General features: G+C 64.3%; 16 protein-coding genes. 6 read left to right on the top strand and 10 right to left on the bottom strand.

Features of this window, described 5'->3' with window-relative positions:
* The first annotated feature begins 63 nt into the window (after window positions 1-63).
* Window positions 64-921 (top strand): LysR family transcriptional regulator, encoded by an 858-nt coding sequence (locus tag LB569_RS23375; protein ID WP_224694267.1) that lies wholly within the window; start codon window positions 64-66, stop codon window positions 919-921.
* A 2-nt stretch (window positions 922-923) separates the two neighbouring features.
* On the opposite strand, the gene LB569_RS23370 is transcribed toward LB569_RS23375, so the two are convergent.
* The 6 genes from LB569_RS23370 to argH form a co-directional block, all read right to left on the bottom strand.
* Window positions 924-1,295, bottom strand: coding sequence for a glyoxalase superfamily protein (locus LB569_RS23370; protein WP_140708454.1), 372 nt, complete (start codon window positions 1,293-1,295; stop codon window positions 924-926).
* A 45-nt stretch (window positions 1,296-1,340) separates the two neighbouring features.
* The gene (locus tag LB569_RS23365) at window positions 1,341-3,929 is read right to left on the bottom strand and encodes a TIGR02302 family protein (protein ID WP_224694266.1); all 2,589 of its coding nucleotides are present in this window, start codon (window positions 3,927-3,929) and stop codon (window positions 1,341-1,343) included.
* Window positions 3,930-4,142: 213 nt separating this feature from the next.
* Complete coding sequence (locus LB569_RS23360) at window positions 4,143-5,084, bottom strand: threonine/serine dehydratase (protein ID WP_224694265.1); 942 nt, start codon at window positions 5,082-5,084, stop codon at window positions 4,143-4,145.
* 28 nt (window positions 5,085-5,112) lie between these two features.
* Window positions 5,113-6,381, bottom strand: a complete 1,269-nt coding sequence (gene lysA / locus LB569_RS23355; RefSeq protein WP_224694264.1) for a diaminopimelate decarboxylase — start codon at window positions 6,379-6,381, stop codon at window positions 5,113-5,115.
* 27 nt (window positions 6,382-6,408) lie between these two features.
* Window positions 6,409-6,615 (bottom strand): hypothetical protein, encoded by a 207-nt coding sequence (locus tag LB569_RS23350; RefSeq protein WP_140708462.1) that lies wholly within the window; start codon window positions 6,613-6,615, stop codon window positions 6,409-6,411.
* Window positions 6,616-6,730: 115 nt separating this feature from the next.
* On the bottom strand, window positions 6,731-8,131 hold the full coding sequence (gene argH / locus LB569_RS23345) for an argininosuccinate lyase (protein ID WP_140708464.1): 1,401 nt from the start codon (window positions 8,129-8,131) through the stop codon (window positions 6,731-6,733).
* Between the two features lie 35 nt (window positions 8,132-8,166).
* On the opposite strand from argH, the gene tlpA reads away from it, so the two are divergent.
* A complete protein-coding gene (gene tlpA, locus LB569_RS23340) occupies window positions 8,167-8,847 on the top strand; it encodes a thiol:disulfide interchange protein TlpA (protein ID WP_224694263.1) in 681 nt (226 codons plus the stop codon).
* Window positions 8,848-8,904: 57 nt separating this feature from the next.
* Here tlpA and LB569_RS23335 read toward each other — a convergent pair whose 3' ends face one another.
* Window positions 8,905-11,355, bottom strand: coding sequence for an EAL domain-containing protein (locus tag LB569_RS23335; RefSeq protein ID WP_224694262.1), 2,451 nt, complete (start codon window positions 11,353-11,355; stop codon window positions 8,905-8,907).
* 494 nt (window positions 11,356-11,849) lie between these two features.
* Between LB569_RS23335 and LB569_RS23330 the strand changes: the two genes are divergently transcribed.
* From LB569_RS23330 to LB569_RS23315, 4 genes are all read left to right on the top strand, one after another.
* A complete protein-coding gene (locus LB569_RS23330) occupies window positions 11,850-13,202 on the top strand; it encodes an extracellular solute-binding protein (RefSeq protein ID WP_224694261.1) in 1,353 nt (450 codons plus the stop codon).
* A gap of 106 nt (window positions 13,203-13,308) precedes the next feature.
* On the top strand, window positions 13,309-14,193 hold the full coding sequence (locus LB569_RS23325) for a carbohydrate ABC transporter permease (RefSeq protein WP_224694260.1): 885 nt from the start codon (window positions 13,309-13,311) through the stop codon (window positions 14,191-14,193).
* 7 nt (window positions 14,194-14,200) lie between these two features.
* A complete protein-coding gene (locus LB569_RS23320; RefSeq protein ID WP_224694259.1) occupies window positions 14,201-15,115 on the top strand; it encodes an ABC transporter permease subunit in 915 nt (304 codons plus the stop codon).
* 16 nt (window positions 15,116-15,131) lie between these two features.
* Window positions 15,132-16,232 (top strand): sn-glycerol-3-phosphate import ATP-binding protein UgpC, encoded by a 1,101-nt coding sequence (locus LB569_RS23315; RefSeq protein ID WP_224694258.1) that lies wholly within the window; start codon window positions 15,132-15,134, stop codon window positions 16,230-16,232.
* A gap of 97 nt (window positions 16,233-16,329) precedes the next feature.
* Here the strand turns inward: LB569_RS23315 and LB569_RS23310 are convergent, their stop codons facing one another.
* The 3 genes from LB569_RS23310 to LB569_RS23300 form a co-directional block, all read right to left on the bottom strand.
* The gene (locus tag LB569_RS23310; RefSeq protein WP_140708478.1) at window positions 16,330-17,412 is read right to left on the bottom strand and encodes an ABC transporter ATP-binding protein; all 1,083 of its coding nucleotides are present in this window, start codon (window positions 17,410-17,412) and stop codon (window positions 16,330-16,332) included.
* A complete protein-coding gene (locus tag LB569_RS23305; RefSeq protein WP_224694257.1) occupies window positions 17,409-18,989 on the bottom strand; it encodes an ABC transporter permease in 1,581 nt (526 codons plus the stop codon). Before LB569_RS23305 ends, LB569_RS23310 begins: the two co-directional genes overlap by 4 nt.
* 162 nt (window positions 18,990-19,151) lie before the next feature.
* Window positions 19,152-20,159, bottom strand: a complete 1,008-nt coding sequence (locus LB569_RS23300) for an iron ABC transporter substrate-binding protein (RefSeq protein WP_224694256.1) — start codon at window positions 20,157-20,159, stop codon at window positions 19,152-19,154.
* Window positions 20,160-20,274 lie beyond the last annotated feature (115 nt).

The raw sequence follows: 20,274 nt of genomic DNA, 5'->3' as shown, positions 1-20,274 counted from the left end.
GTTTGACATGTTGCAAACGAATTGGAATGATGCCAGCGATCAGATTTTCTTATGGTGGATTCCATGCGCCCAACCCTCGACAGCGATCTCCTGCGCACCTTCGTGGCCATCGCCGAAGCCGGCAATTTCACCAGGGCGGCCGAGCAGGCTGGCCGCACCCAATCGGCCGTGTCGATGCAGATGAAGAAGCTCGAAGAGCTGGTCGGCGACAGCCTGTTCGAGCGCGGCTCGCGCGGCGTGGCGCTGACGCGGCGCGGCGGCGAACTGATCGTCAATGCCCGCCGCATCGTCTCGCTGCTCGACGAGACGGCTGCGTCGATGGCGGCGGCGCCGCTGGGCGGGCCGGTGCGCATCGGCATTCCCGAGGAATACGGCCACGCCATCCTGTCGCGCGCGCTCGGCGCATTCGCCAAGCGCCACACCAAGGTCGAGGTCACCGTGCGTTACGCGCATTCGGAGGCGCAGATCGCCGCGCTGGCCGCCGGCGAACTCGATCTCTGCGTGGTGTTCGAATGGCAGGATCCTTCGGGCGGCGAAGTGCTGATGCACGACCCGACCGTCTGGGTGACGTCGGCACTGCACCGTATGCACGAGGAGCGTCCCGTGCCCATCGCGCTCTACAACCGGGTCAGTTGGTGCAAGGACTTCGCCATCAGGTCCCTGGAACAACGCGGGCTTGCCTATCGTGTCGCGTATTCCAGCGACACCACCGGCGGCCTGAAGCTTGCCGTCACCTCGGGACTGGCGATCGCGCCGATCTCGCGCAGCAACATTCCGGACGGTTGCCGGGAGCTCACCCCCGCCGACGGGTTCGGCGATATCGATTCCTCGAATGTGGTGATGCACCGCAACCCGAATGCGTCAGGGGAAGCGATCGACGGCATGCAGGACGCGATCCGCGAGGCATTCGTCAACCGGTAGGGTCAGTCCCCCGCATCCTCATAGAAAGTCAGGCTATTGCCGAACGGATCGCCGACCGTGACCTCCCTGGTCTTCCAGGGTGTCTGCTCCAAACCCGGCCTGGCAAAGCGGTATTTCCTGGCGGTCAACTCGTGGTGCAGCCCAGCAATGTCGGCCGTCTCGATCCGGATGTGAGAGCCCGGCGTGCCGTCGCCATGATGTTCGCTCAGATGCAGGACACAGCCGTCGCGCGCGACGGCTGTGTAAAGCGGTGCGCCGTCGTCGAAGCGATGTTCCCACTGCACCTCGAATCCGAGAAATCCGACGTAGAATTCATGCGCCTTGGCAATATCGAAGATGCGCAGGATGGGCGTGACAGGACCAAGTTTCGGCATGGTGGTGCAACCGTTCGGGAGGGGGCGGATGGGGGACGACGATCGCTACTTCAACTCCAGAAGCCGTTCCAGATAGCTGCGCTCGATATCGGGGCTGAGCGCGTTGCCCAGCCGCTTTCGGATCGCTTCCAGGATCTGGCGCGCGCGCTGGACGTCGATCTCGTCGGGCACTTTCACCGAGTCGCCGAAATCAGGACCCTGGCTGGCGCGCGGCCGGCCGAGCGGGTCGCGATCGGCGTCCTGCTGGCGGCCGCCTTGCTGGCTGCCGCCCTGGTCGCCCTGCATGGCCTGCATCTGCTTCATCATGTCCTTGGCGCCCTTGCGCAGCGCCTCGAGCGCCCGGCCCTGGTGGCCGACGGCTTCGTCGCCCTGGCCCTCGCCAAGCGCCTGTTCGGCGCTGCCCATGGATTTGCCGGCCTCGCCAAATCCTTCATTGGGCTCCATGCCCATGCCTTCCAGGCCTTTCTTCAGCTGCTCGAGATCGCCTTTCAGCTGGCCCTGGCCTTCCTGCAGCTGCTTCAGGGCATCGGCGAATTCCTGCGGCGTCATCGGCTTTGGCTCGCCATTCTCGCCGGGCTTGCCGTTTTCGCCCGATTGGCCTTGCTCACCGTCCTGGCCAAGCTGCTCGTCGCGGTTCTGGCCACGCTGGCGCTCGCCGCGCTGCATCTGGTCCATGCGGAAGGTGTCGTTCATCATTTCCTGCTGGCGCCGCAGGATCTCGCCGAGCTTGTCCATCTGCTGGCGCATCTGGCTGTCCTGCTCACCGCCCTGCTGCTGGCGGCCGGCCTGGAGGTTGTTCATCATGTCCTGCAGTTGCGACAGCAATTGCTGGGCCTTGTCGCGATCACCCGATTTCGCCAGGTTCTCGATCTGGTCCATCATGCGGTCGATGTCGCTCTGGCGCAGTTCCTGGCCATTCTGCTGCATCTGCGGTGCATTCGGGTTCTGCTTGGCGCGTTCGGCGAATTCCTGCAGGAACTGGTTCATCGCCTCGCGCAGTTCCTTCATCGCCTTCTCGATCTCGGCGTCGCTGGCGCCGTTCTTGATGGCATCCTGCAGCGCCTGCTGCGCCTGACGCAGCCGCTTTTCGGCGGCCGACAGGTTGCCCTCCTCGATGCCGAGCGCGATTTCCCAGAGATAGGCAACCTCGCCGCGCAACTGATCGTCAATCCCGGCCAGTTTCAGCCGGCTCATCGCGCTCATGATGGCGAGATAATGGGACATATTGTCGAACGTATCTTCCGGCCGCAGCGTGATGGCATCCATCAGGTCGAGTACGCGCGGCTTGGCGTTGGCGTCGAGCGCCAGCAGGCGGCGCTGTTCGATCACCGCGCGCGCCAGCGGGTTGGCGAACGGGCGCTCGGGCATCACGAGCGTCTTGGTCTCGCTGGACGCGGTGTGTCCTGCGTCGTCGGTGGCGACGAGCGTCAGCTTGATGCTGCTGCCGGCCCAGACATGCTCGGTCAGGTCCTTGGTGGTCTTGGCGGCGTTCGACCTGCCGCCACGGCGCGGCAGCGACAGCGGCATCTCGGGCGGGCCATAGAGCGGATGAGCACCAGGCGCCTGCGGATCGGCCAGCGTGAAGACCGCCTTGGCGGTGGCGGCGCCGTAGTCGTCGTCGATCTGGTAGTTGAGCTCGAAGGCGCCGTTGGCGGCGCGCTTGGGCTCGCCGACGAAGCGGATCTGGGGGGGCTTGTCCGGCAGCACGGCGAAGGCCCAGCGACCAAGCTGATCGTCGCCCGATTTCAGCGTCAGCGTGCCGTCGCCAGTCAGCTTCCCGGTGAATTGGCGCACATTGGACGGTGTCGGGCTTGCGGCCAGCTTGACCGTGGCGGCGGCTTGCGGGACGGCCGGGTCGATGGCGCGCGCGTTGCCGTCCTTGTCTGCATAAGAAAGCGTTTCTTCCCCGGATCCACCGGTCACGCGTAGCGACACATCGCTGCCTTCCGGAATGGTGAAGGTCGGCGTCGCCTGGTTGGCATCGGCGGTCAGGAAAACCGGCGGCTTGCCGGTATAGGCCGGCGGCGTCACCCAGGCGTCGATGCGCGGCGGCAGGATGTCGAGCCTGCCGTGCGCGCTGAACCCATCGCTCAGCCGGCCACCGGTCGGCCCGAAGGAGAAGGCGAAGGCGGTGACGAGCAGCAGCGCCGCCACGGCGCGCAGTCCCCAGGGGTCGCGCTCGGGCACGCGCGTGCGCGGCAGGTCGGCGCCGAGACTGTCGAGCTTTCCAGCCATGCGCTTCTGATGCTCGCGCCAGAGCGCCTGCGAGAAACTGCTTTCCTGGCCGCTGGGCCGGTCGCCCTGCACCTGTACGGGGCTGTGCAGCAGTTTGTTAGCGGCCTCGATGCGGCGATCGATCTGGGCCGCGGCAGGCATGCGGAAAAAGCGCAGCGGATAGAGCGCGGCCAGCCCTGCGAGGCCGAACAGGGCGAGAAGGCCGATGCGCACGACATCCGGCAGCCGGGGAAAAATGCCGAACCAGGAGGCGCTGAGGAAGAGGGCGACGACAATGATGAGCGGGAGCAGCAGCGGCCAGCCACGCTCGACCGTCATCGAGACCCGCGTCGCCAGCCGGCTCAAGGCAAGGCGTCCGGCCAGGCCGCGGTCGTTGCTGAAGATGGGTCGTTGCGTCATCGGCCCTTCCCAGAGCCGGTTCCATCCCGAAACCCTGGGATGGGGCTCTATCTTTTCTGGGCATGATCCGTTCCCGAAAACGGGATACCATTTTTCGGGATCATGCCGTAGGGCGGGCAGGATAGCCCAAACCCCGCGACTCGAAGAATACCAGCAAACACGGCAAAGGCGAGGCGGTTTGAAAAAACGTGAAGCCGGCCGCAATGGTTGCGATCAGAAATTGGCGGGGTTTGCGTTGGCGCCGCAGACCAGCACGGCCACCCGTTCGCCCGGCGCCGGCGCGTAGCGGCCGGACAGGATCGCGGCGAAGGCCGCGGCACCACCCGGCTCCGAGATGATGCGCACGCGGTTCCAGAGCGCCTTCTGGGCGGCGATGATGTCGTCGTCGCTGACCAGGATGGAGCGTTCCACGAAGGCCTCGGCGATCGGGAACATCATTTCGCCGACGCGCTTTGGCGCCAGCGAATCGGCGGCGATGCCTTCGGCCGGCGCGTCGACAGGATGGCCGGCCTCGAAGGCGCGATGAAGCGTCGGCGCGCCCTCGGGTTCGATGGCGACGATGCGGATGCGGCCGGCATACCAGGCGGCGATGCCGCCGATCAGGCCGCCACCGCCGACGGCGACCAGCAGCGTGTCGATCTCAGGCAGGTCGTTCTCGATCTCGAGCCCAAGCGTGCCCTGGCCGACCAGCGTTTCCTGCTGGTTGAAGGCGTGGATCTGCAAAGCTCCGGTTTCCTCGGCGAAACGCTCGCTGGCGGCCAGCGCCTCGGCATAGCGGGCGCCGCCGACGACGAGGTCGGCGCCATAGCCGCGAATGCGGTCCAGCTTGGCCTGCGGGCTCACTTCAGGAACGAAGATGGTCGCCTTATGGCCAAGCCGCATGGCGGCATAGGCGACGGCGGCGCCATGGTTGCCGCCAGACGCGGCGACGACGCCGGCCTCGGGAACCGGCCGCTCCAGGAGATTGGTGAAGGCGCCGCGCGCCTTGAACGAGCCGGAATGCTGCAGGCATTCGAGCTTGAGATCGACCGCCAGAGGCGGGCGGTCGAAATCGGCCATGTCGACGCGCAGCACCGGCGTGTGCCTGATATAGGGGCGGATGCGCGGTTCCATCGCGGCAATGCGCTCGCGTGTGACGGGACTGCCGTGCGGCATGACTTTCTCCTCGTGTAGAGATACCGGCTTATGCCAGCCAGTCTGGCATCGAATCCAGCCCGATCAAATCGTCATAGGTCAGCCGCGGACGCACGATATGGAAACGGTCGCCGTCGACCAGCACCTCGGGTACCAGCAGGCGGGTGTTGTAGGTGCCGGCCTGGACCGCGCCATAGGCACCGGCGGTGGAAACGGCGACGAGATCGCCGGCCTTCAGTCTCGGCAGGTCGCGGTCGAGGCCGAGATAGTCGCCGGTCTCGCAGACCTGGCCGACCACATCGACCATCATGCGCGGCGTGTCGGCCGGTGGCTGCACGACCGGCCTGATCTCGTGGAAGGCATCGTAGAGCGTCGGCCGAATCAGGTCGTTCATGGCGGCGTCGACGACGAGGAAGTTCTTGGCGTCGCCTTCCTTCACGAAAATGACTTCCGAGACCAGGATGCCGGCATTGCCAACGATCAGCCGGCCCGGCTCGAACATCACCTTCATACCCAGCTTGGTGACATGCTTGCGCACGATCTGCGCATAGGCGTCGGGCAAGGGGGGCGGGTTGTTGTCGACGCGGTAGGGGATACCGAGGCCGCCGCCGAGATCGACATGGTCGATGGCATGGCCGTCGGCGCGCAACGCACCGACCAGGTCGACCAGCAAGGCGAAAGCGTCGTCGAAAGGCTGCAGTTCCGTGATCTGGCTGCCGATATGGGTGTCGATGCCGGTGATCTTGATACCCGGGAGCGTTGCCGCACGGGCATAGACCTGGCGCGCCCGCTGCCACGGAATGCCGAACTTGTTCTCGGCCTTGCCGGTTGAGATCTTCTTGTGGGTCCTGGCGTCGACATCGGGATTGATGCGCAGCGACACCGGCGCCACCTTGCCGAGCGTCGAGGCGCGGGCCGAGAGCAACTCGAGCTCCGGCTCGGATTCGACGTTGAAGCAGAGGATGCCGGCCTCGAGCGCGAAGTCCATTTCGCGCGCCGTCTTGCCGACACCCGAGAACAGGATCTTGCCGGCCGGGACGCCGGCGGCCAGTGCCCGGCGCAATTCGCCTTCCGAGACCACGTCGGCGCCGGCGCCAAGCTTGGCCAGGGTGCGCAGCACCGCCTGGTTGGAATTGGCCTTCATGGCGTAGCAGACCAGCGTGTCGAGACCGGCAAAGGCCTTGGTGAAGACACGGTAGTGCCTGGTCAGGGTTGCCGTCGAATAGCAGTAGAACGGCGTGCCGACCTGCGCGGCGATATCAGGGATTGCCACGTCCTCGGCATGCAGCACGCCGTCGCGGTAGTCGAAATGGTTCACGAGAGTGATTCCGGAAGTTGGCGGGCGCTAGATCAGCGGGTCGAGGATGAACTTCTTGTCCACGACCGGTTTTTCCGGTTCCGGCGGCACCGGCTGGTGGGCCTTTTCGGCGTCCTTGCGCGCCTGGACGGCAGCCTCGTAGGGGGTGTCGAGACCAGCCTTGCGGCCGCAGGCGGTCACAGCGGCCATCGCAGCCAGAAGCGTCAGCGTCACCAAAATCCTGCTTCCGGTCATCGATCCATCCGTCCGAAACTTTTGCCAGCCGCCGCTTTTAGCCGAGTTCTCGGCGTATTGCACCCCGGAATTACTGGTCGCAATATCCAGATATTGCTGGTCGTAATATCCGGCATTACGCCTTGGCGATACGCTTTTTCCAGGCGCGGATCTGCTTCCTCACTTCCGACGGCGCGGTGCCGCCGAAGCTTGTGCGGCTCTTGACCGAATTCTGCACCGCCAGCACCGAGAAAATGTCTGGCGTGATGCCGGGGTTGATCGATTGGAGATCCTCCAGCGAAAGCTTCTCCAGGCTCACCCTCTTGTCTTCGGCCAGCGCCACCGCGCGGCCGGTGACATGATGCGCCTCGCGGAACGGCAGGCCGAGCGTGCGCACCAGCCAGTCGGCGAGGTCGGTGGCGGTGGCGTGGCCGGAGCCGGCGGCCTTCTTCATCGCCGCCGCATTGACCGTCATGTCCGAGACCATGCCGGTCGTCGCGGCCAGCATCAGGTCGAGCGTCTCGGCGGCGTCGAAGACCGATTCCTTGTCTTCCTGCATATCCTTGCCATAGGTCAAAGGCATGCCCTTCATCACCGTCAGCAGGCCGACCAGATGGCCGTTGACGCGGCCGGTCTTGCCGCGCACCAGTTCGGCGGCGTCGGGGTTCTTCTTCTGCGGCATGATCGAGGAGCCGGTGGAAAAACTGTCCGACAGCCTGATGAAGCCGAATTGCGGCGTCGACCAGATGATGATTTCTTCCGCCAGCCGCGACAGGTGCGTGGCGCAGATCGCGGCCATGGCCAGGAATTCCAGCGCGAAATCGCGGTCGGAGACGCTGTCCAGCGAATTGCGCATCGGCTCGCGGAAGCCAAGCGCCTTGGCGGTCGCATGACGGTCGATCGGAAAGCTGGTGCCGGCGAGGGCGGCCGCACCCAGCGGGCTCTCGTCCATCCGTTCGATGGCGTCCCGGACGCGCGAGAGGTCGCGCGAAAACATCTCGACATAGGCCATGCAATGGTGGCCGAAAGTCACCGGCTGGGCTGCCTGCATATGGGTGAAGCCCGGCATCACGGTTGCCGCATGTTCCTCGGCCCGTTCCAGCAGGGCCTGGATCAGCCCCTTCAGGGCTTCGGCGACGCGAAAGCACTCGTCCTTGACCCAGAGCCTCAGATCGACAGCCACCTGGTCGTTGCGCGAGCGGGCGGTGTGAAGCCGGCCGGCAGAAGGACCGATCAGGTCGGCGAGGCGGGCCTCGACATTCATGTGGATGTCTTCCAGCTTCGTCGAAAACTCGAAGCTGCCGGCTTCGATCTCTTTCAGGATCGTGTTCAGCCCGTGCGCGATTTTTTCTTGATCGGCCGCCGAAATAATGCCCGTTTGCGCCAGCATCTCGCTATGGGCGATCGAGCCTCTTATGTCCTGGGCATAGAGTTTGCGGTCGAACGAGATCGACGCGTTGATGGCTTCCATGATCGCGGCCGGACCCGAGGCAAATCGTCCGCCCCACATCTGGTTGCTGGTCTTCTTGTCGCTCATGGCTATAACCCGTGCTTCGGAGCAGTTTTGAGAAAATGGCAGACGGAAACAGATTTTTCCCGGCCCCGCGCCTGATCCTCGCCGCTTTGGTGGCGGGAGCGCTGGCCGGCGCGGTCGCGGTATATGTCAGCGAGAGCCGGTCTGGCAACAACGCACCGGCCCAGACGGCCGCCGGCGAGAGCAAGGACGATGTCGCTTGCACCGCCAAGGGCGAGCGCGCCAAGAAGGTCGCGGCCGCGGCCACCGGTGAGGTCGCGGCGCTTTTGCCGGCCGACCCGCCGCAGTCGATGCGGAGCCTCGCCTTCAACGGTCCGGACGGCAAGCCGATGACGATCGCCGATCATACCGGCAAGACGGTGCTGCTCAATCTCTGGGCGACATGGTGCGCGCCATGCCGTGCCGAAATGCCGGCGCTCGATGCGCTGCAGAAGGAGAAAGGCAGCGACGCCTTTCAGGTCGTCGCCGTCAATGTCGATGCCGGCGACGACGTGAAGCCCAAGAAGTTTCTCGCCGATACCGGTGTGCACACGCTCGGCTACTACCGGGATTCGACGATGACGCTGTTCAACGAGCTCAAGACGCGCGGGCTGGCGCTCGGTCTTCCCGTCACCATGCTCATCGACGGCGAGGGCTGCCTGATCGCCCATATGAACGGCCCGGCCGAATGGTCGGGGCCGGACGCCAAGCGGCTGGTCGAGACGGCGCTCGGATCGTAAACCCAAGCAAATGCAGGACACGCAAATGCAGGAAAAGCGCGTAGCGCTTTCCCCAGGCTAGGCCGAGCGCACCTTTGGCTTGAGCAGTACGACGCCGCCATCCTGGCGGCCGGCACGCACCGGAGCGGGCTTGCCGTGGCCGGTCAGGTCGTCGAACGCTTCGATCGGCGCAGGCTTGCCGAGGTAGTAGCCCTGGCCGATCTCACAAGCCTCGGCGTCCAGGAACTTCAACTCGCCAAGCGTCTCGACGCCTTCGGCCAGAACCGGCAGGCCAAGGCCGCGCCCCAGCCCAAGCACCGCGCGCACGATCGCCGCGACCTGGCCGTTCGTGTCGACCGCCTTGATGAAGGAGGCGTCGATCTTGATCTTGTCGAAGGGAAAGGCGCGCAGGTTGGAGAGGGAGGAATAGCCGGTCCCGAAATCATCCATGGCCACGCGCACGCCGAGCGACTTGACCTGGCGCAAGGTTGCCAGCGCACGCGGCATGTCCTTCACCAGCGCGGTCTCGGTGATCTCGAGTTCCAGCCTGGTCGGGGCAAGGCCTGTCTTCATCAAGGTCTCGTGGACCTTGCGGCTGAAATTGGGATTGTGGAGCTGGACCGCGGAGACGTTGACGGCGACCGTCAGCGGGTTTTCCCAGCGCGCGGCTTCCTCGCAGGCCGCTTCGAGCACCCAATCGCCGATCTGGCCGATCGCACCGCTGTCCTCGGCCACCGGGATGAAAATGGCCGGGGAAACCTCGCCGCGCTCAGGATGGCGCCAGCGGATCAGGGCCTCGAAGCCAACCATCCTGCCGCTGCTGATCTCCTTCTGCGGCTGGTAGACGAGGTAGAATTCACCGCGCACGACGGCCTGGCGCAATTCATGTTCCATCACGCGCTTGTCGCGGGCCTCGGCGCCCATCGAGGCCTCGAAATAGCGATAGGTGTCCCTGCCTTCGGTCTTGGCCCGGTAGAGTGCCGTATCGGCATGGCTGATCAGGCTCGTCTGGTCTTCGGCATCGAGCGGATAGACCGCGATGCCGATGCTGGCCGAGACCAGACCGCCGCCGACAGCTGCCCGGTTTTCCTCGCGCATGGCGGCAAGCACCGCATTGGCGATGCGGCCCGCCGCCTGCGGGTCCGGGAGGTTGGGGGCGATGATGGCGAATTCGTCGCCGCCCAGGCGTGCAAGCATCTGGCCGTGGCGCAAAACACCGGACGCGCAGCTTGCCACCTTCTGCAACATGGCATCGCCCGCGCCGTGGCCGTAGAGGTCGTTCACCTCCTTGAAGCGATCGAGGTCGAGCAAAAGAAGCGCAAGATGCCGGCCTTTGACGCCTGCGTCGGCTTTTGCGACCCGGTTCATGGACGCGATTTCCGCGTCGAGACGGCTGGAGAAGGAGCGGCGATTGGCAAGTCCTGTCAGCGGATCGAAATGGGCAAGGCGAAGGATTTCCTCTTCGGCCTTCCTGCGTTCGCGTATATCGCGCACGGCGATGACGTTGTGCGGCTTGCCGCAATAGTCGATGCTCCTGGCGATCAATTCGACGGGAATTCTGGTCCCATCGCGGCCCCTCAGCTCCGCCTCCCGCGGCTGGCCCTCCAGACTGGTCGCGTCGAATGCGGCGCGTTCGTCGAAAAGTTCGCCCAGTTCCATACCGTTCAGCGTCGTTGCCGGCGTGCCGGTCAGCTTGCCCATGCTGTCATTGGCGCTGACGATGCGGCTGCCGTCGCAGACGATCAGGCCTTCCACGGCCGCATTGGCCAGGCCGTGCATGCGGTCGACCTCGAGTTTCTGGCGCCGGAAGCGCAGATCGATCCACAGCGCCGATGCCGACAGCACCAGGATCACCAGCGTGGCGGCCGCGGCCGCGAAAGCCTGCGACGTCGGCTCGATCGTGTATTCGGATATGACGATAGAGGAATCGGGAAAGATCGAGACGGCGCCCATGCCGATGAAATGCAAGGTGCAGATCGCCAGTGTCAGCAGTACGGCGCCGGCCGATGTGGCCAACAGGGAAGGGCGGCGCAGAACGACGTGCAGCGCCATTGCCGCAAGCGTCGCGCCGGCCAGCAAGGACACTGCGACAAGCAGCAGGTTCCATTCGATCCGGCCCTGGACCTCGAACGCCGCCATGCCGACATAGTGCATGGCTGCGATGCCGCCACCCAGAACGGCGCCGCCGACGAGATGGTAATCGATCTCGTCCCGCAAGGTGGCGATCCACATGCCAGCCGCCGTCAGTGCGACCGAGGCGGCGAGCGAGAGCACGGAAAGTCCCGGATCGTAGGCGCTGGGGATGCCCGGGGTGAAGGCAAGCATGGCAATGAAATGCGTGGCCCAGATGCCGAACCCGGTCGACGTCGCCGATATCATCAGCCAGACCAACCGGTGGCGGTCCGTCGAGCGGCTGATGTGGTGAAGCAGGTTCACAGCAGAAAAACAGGAAATCCCGCAAATCAGCGCGGCGAGTACGACCAGTCTCAAATCGTGCTGGTTCACGATGCAATTATAGACAGTCAACACCTTATTTCCCCCTAGCCCATAGGAAATAAAAAAGGAAATATGACTGATTAAGGCTTGGCCGTTGAAGGATCGATAAAGCCGCCTGCAACCATAGCGTGCCCTCCTGGGGCAGAATGGCCGCTGGCTTTGAGTGCCGGGAGGGGCTGGCCGCGAGGCGGCGCGTGAGACCCGTGCCGCGGATATATGGCGCAGTCGCGAGGGCCGCCGCGCATCGCCTGCCTGTCGGCGATGGGCATGTGCGTCAGCTGCCGCATCAGCGTTTCATCGTCCTTTAGCCGGATAACCATGACGACCTTTACGTCCTTGACAGCCGCCCTAGCTACCTAAGGCGCCGGCGTGACGTTTTCATGCCGGGGCCACCGCCGAGGGGCAGGAAAGACCAACTGGCAGAAGGCCCGGGAGGCCACAACAGAACTGTCACATACCTTCTCTAAGAGAGCGGGCAAGGACTTGCGCAAGACCCTTGTCAACAGTCATTCAAGAGGGAAGAAACCATGACGATCATCAAGCGGGGCCTCGCTGCCCTTGCCGCAGGCGCGCTCAACACCGCGCTGGCAATTCCTGCCTTCGCGGAGCCGGTAAAATTCGATTTCTGGTTCGGCCTTTCGGGCGACCTCGCCCGCGTCGTCGACACGCTGTGCAAGAACTTCAACGCCTCGCAGAAGGACTATGAAGTCGTCTGCACCAGCCAGGGCAATTACGATGCCACGCTGCAGAACACCATCGCCGCCTTTCGCGCCGGCAAACAGCCCGCCGTCGTCCAGGTCTATGACGTCGGCACCGCCACAATGATGCTGTCGGGCGCCTACAAGCCCGCCGACAAGCTGATGGAAGAAAACGGCTACAAGATCGACTACGCCGACTATTTCCCCGGCATTGCCCGTTACTACGCGACCTCGAAGGGCGAGATGCTGTCCTTCCCGTTCAATTCCTCGACCCCGCTGATGTACTGGAACAAGGACGCCTTCGCCAAGATCGGCAAGACCGAGGCGCCGAAGACCTGGGAAGATGTCGGCGCCGACCTCAAGGCGTTGAAGGACGCCGGCTACGAGTGCCCGATGGCGATCAACATCTCCGCCAACGAAAGCTGGCAGATCATGGAGCAGTTCTCGGCCATCCACAACCAGCCGATCGCGACCAAGAACAACGGCTATGACGGCCTCGACGCGCGTCTGGAAGTCAACAAGACCAAATTCGTCCAGTACGTCACCGACCTGAAGAAGTGGTATGATTCCGGCCTGATCAAGATCAAGTCCAAGGATCTCGGCCAAGACATGGTCCAGGCCTTCGCGACCGGCACCTGCCAGGTGATCATGACCTCGGTCGGCGATCACGGCACGGTCGGCAAGACGCAGAAGGAAGGCATGAACTGGGATGTCGCCGAACTTCCGGTCTATGCCGGAACCGAGCGCAAGAACTCGCTCGTCGGTGGCGCTTCCCTGTGGGTGCTCTCGGGCAAGTCGGACGCCGAATACAAGGGCGCGGCCGCGTTCCTCAACTTCATCCACGACCCCAAGACGGCTTTGTTCTGGTCGACCAACACCGGTTACATCCCGGTCACCAAGTCGGGCTTCGAATACCTGAAGTCCCAGGGTTTCTACGACAAGGCTCCCTATAAGGGCCGCGAAACCGCGATCGCCAGCCTGACCGCGTCCGAGCCGACCGAAATCACCCGCGGCGTGCGCCTGGGCAACTTCACCCAGATCCGCGCCGAGTTCGGCACGCAGATGCAGGCGATCTTCGCCAACAAGGTCAGCGTCCAGGAAGGCCTCGACACGCTGGTCAAGAATGGCGACGCCATCCTGGACCGCTTCCAGCAGACCTATCCGGGCAAGACGCTGCCCTGATCGCGAAGCTTATACCGAGGCCGCCCGGCGAGATTCGACGGGCGGCCGTTTCATGTATTAATCTCATCTTGCTCTAGGCTGGCCGTTCCGCGGCCTCGGCGGACCGATGGAAAAACGCGTTACCTTCAGCAGATCGACGATCGGTATCCTGTTCGCGGTGCCGCAGTTGCTGCTGATCTTCACCTTCTTCTACTGGCCGGCCGGCCAGGCGGTGTACTGGTCGCTGACGCTGCAGCAACCCTGGGGCGGCGGCAACATCTGGGTCGGTCTCGACAATTTCCGCTCGATTCTGTCCAACGCCGACTACTGGAACTCGATCACAGCCAGCCTGATTTTCGCGGCCATCAGCACCGGCCTGGCGATGTTCATCGCGCTGGTGCTAGCCGCCCTGACCGATCGGCAGCTTGCCGGCTCGTGGCTGTATCGCGTGGTGCTTATCTGGCCTTATGGCATCGCCGCTCCGGCGCTGGCGCTGGCGTTTCGTTTTATCCTGGCGCCGGAAGCCGGCTTCATGGCCGTCGTCAACCGCGTCTGGCCCGGCTTCTGGGATCCAGGCCTCGACGGCGCAGATGCAATGGCCTCGATCATCGTTGCCTTCTCCTGGAAATATGTCGGCTACAACTTCATCTTCTTCCTCGCCGCCTTCCAGGCCATCCCGCGCTCATTGATGGAGGCGGCGGCGATGGACGGCTCCGGTGTCCTCAGGCGGTTCTGGGATATCCAGTTCCCGCTGATCACGCCGACGATCTTCTTCCTGCTCGTCATCAACATCACCGAGAGCTTCCAGGACTCCTTCGGCATCGTCGACATCATGACATCAGGCGGACCCGCGAATGCGACCAATCTGATGGTGTACAAGATCTACTCCGACGGGTTCAAAGGCCTCGACTATTCGGGCGCGGCCGCACAGAGCATCATCCTGATGGTACTCATCGTCGCCCTCACCATCGTCCAGTTCCGCTTCATCGAGCGGCGCGTGCATTACAGGTGAGATTGACATGGTCGAGCGCACCCCGTTCCTCAACTTCTTCACCCATCTGATCCTGTTCGCCGGCTTCGTTTTCTGTGTCGCGCCCTTCGCCATCGTGGCGATCGCCGCGTCGCACAATCTCAAGGACGTCAACGATGTGCCGATGTCGCTGTTGCCGGGCAGTGACTTCGGGGTCAACATCAAGACGGCCTGGGTGACGGCCGATCTCGGTCCCAAGCTGCTCAACAGCTTCATCATGGCGTTCGGCGTCGCGGCGGGGAAAGTGATCATCTCGGCGCTCACCGCCTTCTCGCTCGTGTACTTCCGCTATCCTGGCCGCATGCTGATCTTCTGGCTGATCTTCATCACCCTGATGCTGCCGCTCGAAGTGCGCATCGTGCCGACCTACGCGGTGGTTGCCAACGTGCTCGAGCCCTATCAAACGATTCTGGACCTGACCGGGCTTTCCTGGCTGATCGAGAAAGTATCGGGGGTGCGGGTCTCGATGAGCCTGGGGCTGCTCAATTCCTATAGCGGCCTGATCCTGCCGCTTGTCGCCACCGCCACCGGAACCTTCCTCTATCGCCAGTTCTTCCTGACCGTGCCGGACGAATTGACCGAGGCCGCGCGCATGGACGGTGCCGGCCCGCTGCGGTTCTTCATCGACGTGCTGCTGCCGCTGTCGCGCAACAACATGGCCGCGCTCGGAACCATCATGTTCCTATGGGCCTGGAACCAATATCTGTGGCCGCTGCTGATCACCACCGACCAGTCGCATGCGATGGCGGTGACCGAGCTCAAGCAACTGATCCCCAATGTCGGTGGCGCTCCGGAATGGCACATTGCCATGGCCGGAACGCTCATCATCATGGTGCCGCCGATGATTGTCGTGGTCTTGATGCAGCGCTGGTTCGTGCGCGGCCTGATCGCCACCGAGAAATAGCAGGGAGACAGAAAAAATGGCCTCCATAACAATACGCGGCGTCAAGAAGAACTACGCCAAGACGCAGGTCGTGCATGGTGTCGATCTCGACTTCGCCTCGGGCGAATTCGTCGTCATCCTGGGGCCGTCCGGCTGCGGCAAGTCCACCTTGCTGCGCATGATCGCCGGGCTGGAGGAGATTTCCGACGGCACGATCGCCATCGACGGCACCGTCGTCAACAAGCTCGAGCCGCGCGAGCGCGGCTGCGCCATGGTGTTCCAGAACTACGCGCTCTATCCGCATATGAGCGTGGCGCAGAACATCGGCTATTCACTGAAGGTATCAGGCGTACCCTCGGCGGAGCGCAACCAGCGCATCCAGGCGGTGGCCCGCACGCTGGAGCTCGAGCATCTGCTCGACCGCAAGCCGATGGCGCTTTCCGGTGGCCAGCGGCAGCGCGTCGCCATGGGCCGCGCCATGATCCGCGAGCCGAAAGTCTTCCTGTTCGACGAGCCGCTGTCCAATCTCGACGCCAAGCTGCGCGTGCAGATGCGCTCGGAGATCCGCAAGCTGCATCGCCGGCTGAACGCAACCTCCGTCTTCGTCACCCATGACCAGGTCGAGGCGATGACGCTCGCCGACCGGCTGGTGGTGATGAATGGCGGACGCGTCGAACAAGTCGGCACGCCAGGCGAGATCTACACCCGCCCGGCCAGCCGCTTCGTCGCCACCTTCGTCGGCGCGCCGGCGATGAACATCCTTGAAGGCACTGTCGAACTCGACGGGCTGTCGCTGCTCGGCGGCAGCCGGCGCCTGGCGATGGCTCGTGCCGGCCTGCCGGTCGGCACCAAGGTTGCGATGGGCATCAGGCCGGAAGCCGTCCGGCTGGTGGCACCGGGAACGCCGGGCGCGCTCGATGCCTCTGTCGATCTGGTCGAGGAACTGGGCGCGGGGCGGGTGATCTATGTCGACCTCGACGGCGCGCCGTTCTCGGTGATGACCTCGGAGGCCGTGCACCCCGAGCCGGGCAGCACCGTCGGCCTGAAGATCTCGCCAGACGACATGCACTTCTTCTCGTCGGAGACGGGTACCCGTCTCGATGTGTTCAAGGCTTCAATGCCCGAGCCGGCGCTTTGATTTTCTAGCTAGCCTCGTTGAGCAGTGGCCGCTCTACGCGGCCGAATCCGAAAAACGCGTCTCGCCATCGCAGGCCGGGTGCGGCACCGTCAGATATTCAGGCGAAGACGTGCGCCTTGCCCGACACGGTCAGCCGCACGATTTCGCCGACAGCCGGCGCGTCCATGCCGGATTTGCGCAGGATCAGCGGCGTGCCGCCGATCGCGGCGGCGTCCGGCGGATCGGCATTGTTCAGAAGCCGCACCGCGATCGTGCATGTCGAGCCGGCGAATTCGCATTCCGTTACCTCGCCGAACAACATGTCGGGCGTGCCGGACATGCCCTCGCGCGAGGTGCGTTTGAGCCCGATCTGCTCCGGCCGCAGCATGATGCGGGCGATATCGCGGCTGTCGGCCGTGTCGACGGCGATGCGGCCGAGCGGCGAGTTGGCGAAGCCGCCCGAAATGCTCGCCGGCAGGATGATGGCATCGCCGAGGAATTCGGCGATCATCCTGTCCTTTGGCTTGAGATAAAGTTCGCGCGGCGTGCCGACCTGGGAAAATCTTCCATCGCGCATCACCGCCACCTGGCTGGCGAAGGACAATGCCTCGGCCTGGTCGTGCGTCACCAGGATGGTGGTGATGCCGGCCGCCTCCAGAAGTTCGGCCACAGCCTTGCGCATCGAGGCGCGCAGGCCGGTGTCGAGAGCCGAGAATGGCTCGTCAAGCAGCATCAGCCTGGGCTTCATCGCCATGGCACGGGCCAGTGCCACGCGCTGCTGCTGGCCGCCGGACAGTTCGTGCGGACGACGTTTCAGGATCGCCTTGTCCAGGCCCACGATATAGGCGAGTTCGACGATGCGCTCGGCGCGCTTGTCGTCGTTCCGTCCCATGCCGAAGCCGATATTGTCCGAGATGGTCAGATGCGGGAACAGGGCGCCGTCCTGCGCCACCACGCCGATGCCGCGGCGATGCGCCGGGACAGCGGCGCCGCCATTGGCCAGCACCTGCCCGTCGAGCACGATGCGGCCCTGGTCCGGCGCCTCGAAGCCGGCGATCAGCCGCAGCAAGGTCGTCTTGCCGCAGCCGGAAGGTCCAACGATGGCCGTGCGGCTGCCGCTGGCGACGTTCAGGTCGACGCCGGCAAGGGCCGCGACCGGGCCATAATGCTTGTGCAGATTGCCGAGTTCCAAAAAGCTCATCGTCCGGCCATCCGCTTCGACTGGACATAGAGCAGCCAGGTCAGGGGCAGCGACATCGCCACCATGATGAAGGCGTAAGGGGCCGCCGAGGCATAATCGATCTCGCCGCTGTAGGACCAGAATGCCATGGCCAGCGTGCGGGTGCCGTTCGGCGCCAGCATCTGGGTCGCGGTCAATTCGTTCATGATGCCCAGCGCCACCAGCGCCATGCCGGCCGCCGCGCCCGGCGCCGAGAGGCGGATTGTCGTTGACCACAGCGCGTTGAGGGGATGCCGGCCGAGGCTCGACGCGGCGCGTTCGAGTTCGACCGGTGCCTGGGCGATGGACGCGCGCAGGCTGACCAGGGCACGCGGCAGGAACATCAGCGCATAAGCGACAAGGATGGTGAACAGGGTCTGGTAGAGCGGCAGCGCGATGCGCACGGTGATGGTGACCAGTGCCAGCGCGATGACGACACCCGGCAGCGAGCCGACGATATAGTTGCAGCCCTCGAGCAGGCGCTGCAACGGTCCGGGCGCGCGGATCGAGATCCAGGCCATCGGCATCGCCGCGACGGTGGCAAGCAGCGCCCCGGCGAGCGACAGGAACAGCGTCTGGCCTAGCGCCAGTCCGATTTCGTCGAAGCGCCAGACATCGGCGCCGCCGGCGGCGAGCCAGCGTCCGATGATCACGAATGGAACGCCAAGCGCCAGCAACGTGGTGACGACAAGCAACAGCAGGCTGGGCAGGGTGGCGCGGCCGAGGCTGATCCGCCGCTGATACCGCGCGGCGCCTGAGCCGACGCGGGCATAACGCTCCTCGCCGCGCACCAGCACTTCGAGGCCGAGAAGAACGAAGCAGCATGTCACCAGCACGCCGGCCAGCATGTTGGCGGCCGGGCCGTTGAAGGTCGACTGGAACTGGTCGACGATCGCGGTCGTGAAGGTGTCGAAGCGGATGAAGACGTAGAGACCATATTCGGCCAGCAGGTGCAGTCCGACCAGCAACGAGCCGCCGCATATCGCTAGCCTGAGCTGCGGCAACACGACACGCCAGAACACGCGCCAGGGTCCAAGACCAAGGGCGGCCGCGGCATCCTCGAGAGCTGGATCGAGACGGCGAAGTGCCGCCGAAACCGGCAGATAGAGAAAAGGAAAATAGGCAATGACGGAGACCAGTACGCCGGCCCAGAGGCCGTGCAGCCCCGGCACCAGGGTGATCCAGGCATAGGAATGCACGAAAGCCGGAATGGCGAGCGGCGCCACGCAGAGCCAGGCCCAGAGCCGGGCACCGGGCAGGTCGCTGCGCTCGGTCAGCCAGGCCAGCGTCACCGACAAGGTGATTGCGATGGGGACGGAAAGCAGCACCAGCAGTCCGGTGTTGACCAGGAGTTCGCCGACGCGCGGCCGGAAGACAAGGGCCGAGACGGTCTCCCAGCCGGTCTGCACCGCGATCCAGATGATGAAGGCGAGCGGCACCAGGGCGAGCAGAGAGACTGACATGGCCGCGATGACAATCCACGGCGCGACCCGACGATGCGCCCGACGGCGTATTTTCGGCGACAGGTCCGTGCGCGCAAAGTCTACCGCGGACTGCATCACACGAGACGCCAGGCCGTTGCTGCCGCCGCGGCGGCAATCGAGCGGCCGCGATCGCGGCCGGACAGGGAGCATGTCGTCATCGACAGGTCTCAAAAACAAAACGCTCCCGCGGGATTACCGCGGGAGCACGGTCGGTGTCCTTATTAGGACGAAAGCCAACTAAAGCAAGCCAGCTGCCGTCATCAGGTCGGTGACCTTCTTGGAGTTCAGCGTCGCGGCGTCAACCTTCGGCGCCTGCAGATCGGCCAGCGGCACCAGCTTCGAATTGGACTGCGCATCCTTGCCGACCGCGTATTCGAAGGAGGTTCCGTCCTTCAGCACGTCCTGGCCACCCTTGGCGGTCACCCATTTCAGGAAAGCCTGGGCCTCCTTCTGATGCTTGCTCGAGGCGAGCACGCCACCGCCGGAGACCGATACGAAGGCGCCCGGATCCTGGTTCTTGAAATAATGCAGCGCCACGTTCTTGGAGTTCTCGCCGGTCTTGGCCTGATCGCCGAAATAGTAATAGTGGTAGATCACGCCGCCCTCGATCTCGCCGGCATTGACCGCCTTCATGACGGTGCTGTTGCCCTTGTAGGCGGTGAAGTTTTCCTTCATCGCCTTCAACCAGTCGGCCGTGGCGGCCTCGCCCTTGAGCTGCAGCAGGGCGCTGACGATCGCCTGGAAATCGGCGCCCGAAGGCGAGGCGGCCCAGCGGCCCTTCCAGCTCGGATCGGCAAGGTCGAGCAGCGACTTGGGCAACTGGTCTTCCTTCAACTTGTCCTTGTTGTAGGCAAAGACGGTGCTGCGCGCGGCCACGCCCACCCACTTGCCGCTCGACGGCTGGTAGTCCTGCGGAACCTGGGCCAGCGTCCCGGCATCGACCGGCGCGAACAGGCCCGCGGCTTCGACCAGCGCCATGGCCGGCGAATTCTCGGTCAGGAAGACGTCGGCGGGCGAGGAGGCGCCTTCCGCGACGATCTGGTTGGAGAAGTCGCTGTCGCCGCCATTGCGCAAGGTGACCTTGATGCCGGTTTCTTTGGTGAACCCCTCGGCCCATTCCTTGGCCAGGCTTTCATGCTGGGCGTTATAGACGATAATGCCGGCATCTTCGGCCGTCGCCGGACCGGCGGCGAGGCTGATTGCAAGCGCCGCTACGCTGGCCAGGGCAAGAAAAGGGGATTTCATAAGGGACTCCTCGGGTTGCCCGCACTGCGGGTGCGTCCGAGTAGCAATTCATGAATGGGTTAGTCAAGATTGAAAGGTGCTCGACTCCATCACGGTTTCGCGTGTCGGACGCCGA

Origin of the sequence: Mesorhizobium sp. BH1-1-4 (genome assembly GCF_020165665.1) — a bacterium.
Lineage (GTDB): Bacteria > Pseudomonadota > Alphaproteobacteria > Rhizobiales > Rhizobiaceae > Mesorhizobium.
This window is presented reverse-complemented; position numbering and strand designations above follow the sequence as displayed.

Coding starts and splice junctions, on each gene's coding strand:
- LB569_RS23375 (WP_224694267.1), top strand. CDS start 64: ATGCGCCCAACCCTCGACAGCGATCTCCTGCGCACCTTCGTGGCCATC.
- LB569_RS23370 (WP_140708454.1), bottom strand. CDS start 1,295: ATGCCGAAACTTGGTCCTGTCACGCCCATCCTGCGCATCTTCGATATT.
- LB569_RS23365 (WP_224694266.1), bottom strand. CDS start 3,929: ATGACGCAACGACCCATCTTCAGCAACGACCGCGGCCTGGCCGGACGC.
- LB569_RS23360 (WP_224694265.1), bottom strand. CDS start 5,084: ATGCCGCACGGCAGTCCCGTCACACGCGAGCGCATTGCCGCGATGGAA.
- LB569_RS23350 (WP_140708462.1), bottom strand. CDS start 6,615: ATGACCGGAAGCAGGATTTTGGTGACGCTGACGCTTCTGGCTGCGATG.
- argH (WP_140708464.1), bottom strand. CDS start 8,131: ATGAGCGACAAGAAGACCAGCAACCAGATGTGGGGCGGACGATTTGCC.
- tlpA (WP_224694263.1), top strand. CDS start 8,167: ATGGCAGACGGAAACAGATTTTTCCCGGCCCCGCGCCTGATCCTCGCC.
- LB569_RS23330 (WP_224694261.1), top strand. CDS start 11,850: ATGACGATCATCAAGCGGGGCCTCGCTGCCCTTGCCGCAGGCGCGCTC.
- LB569_RS23325 (WP_224694260.1), top strand. CDS start 13,309: ATGGAAAAACGCGTTACCTTCAGCAGATCGACGATCGGTATCCTGTTC.
- LB569_RS23320 (WP_224694259.1), top strand. CDS start 14,201: ATGGTCGAGCGCACCCCGTTCCTCAACTTCTTCACCCATCTGATCCTG.
- LB569_RS23315 (WP_224694258.1), top strand. CDS start 15,132: ATGGCCTCCATAACAATACGCGGCGTCAAGAAGAACTACGCCAAGACG.
- LB569_RS23310 (WP_140708478.1), bottom strand. CDS start 17,412: ATGAGCTTTTTGGAACTCGGCAATCTGCACAAGCATTATGGCCCGGTC.
- LB569_RS23305 (WP_224694257.1), bottom strand. CDS start 18,989: ATGCAGTCCGCGGTAGACTTTGCGCGCACGGACCTGTCGCCGAAAATA.
- LB569_RS23300 (WP_224694256.1), bottom strand. CDS start 20,159: ATGAAATCCCCTTTTCTTGCCCTGGCCAGCGTAGCGGCGCTTGCAATC.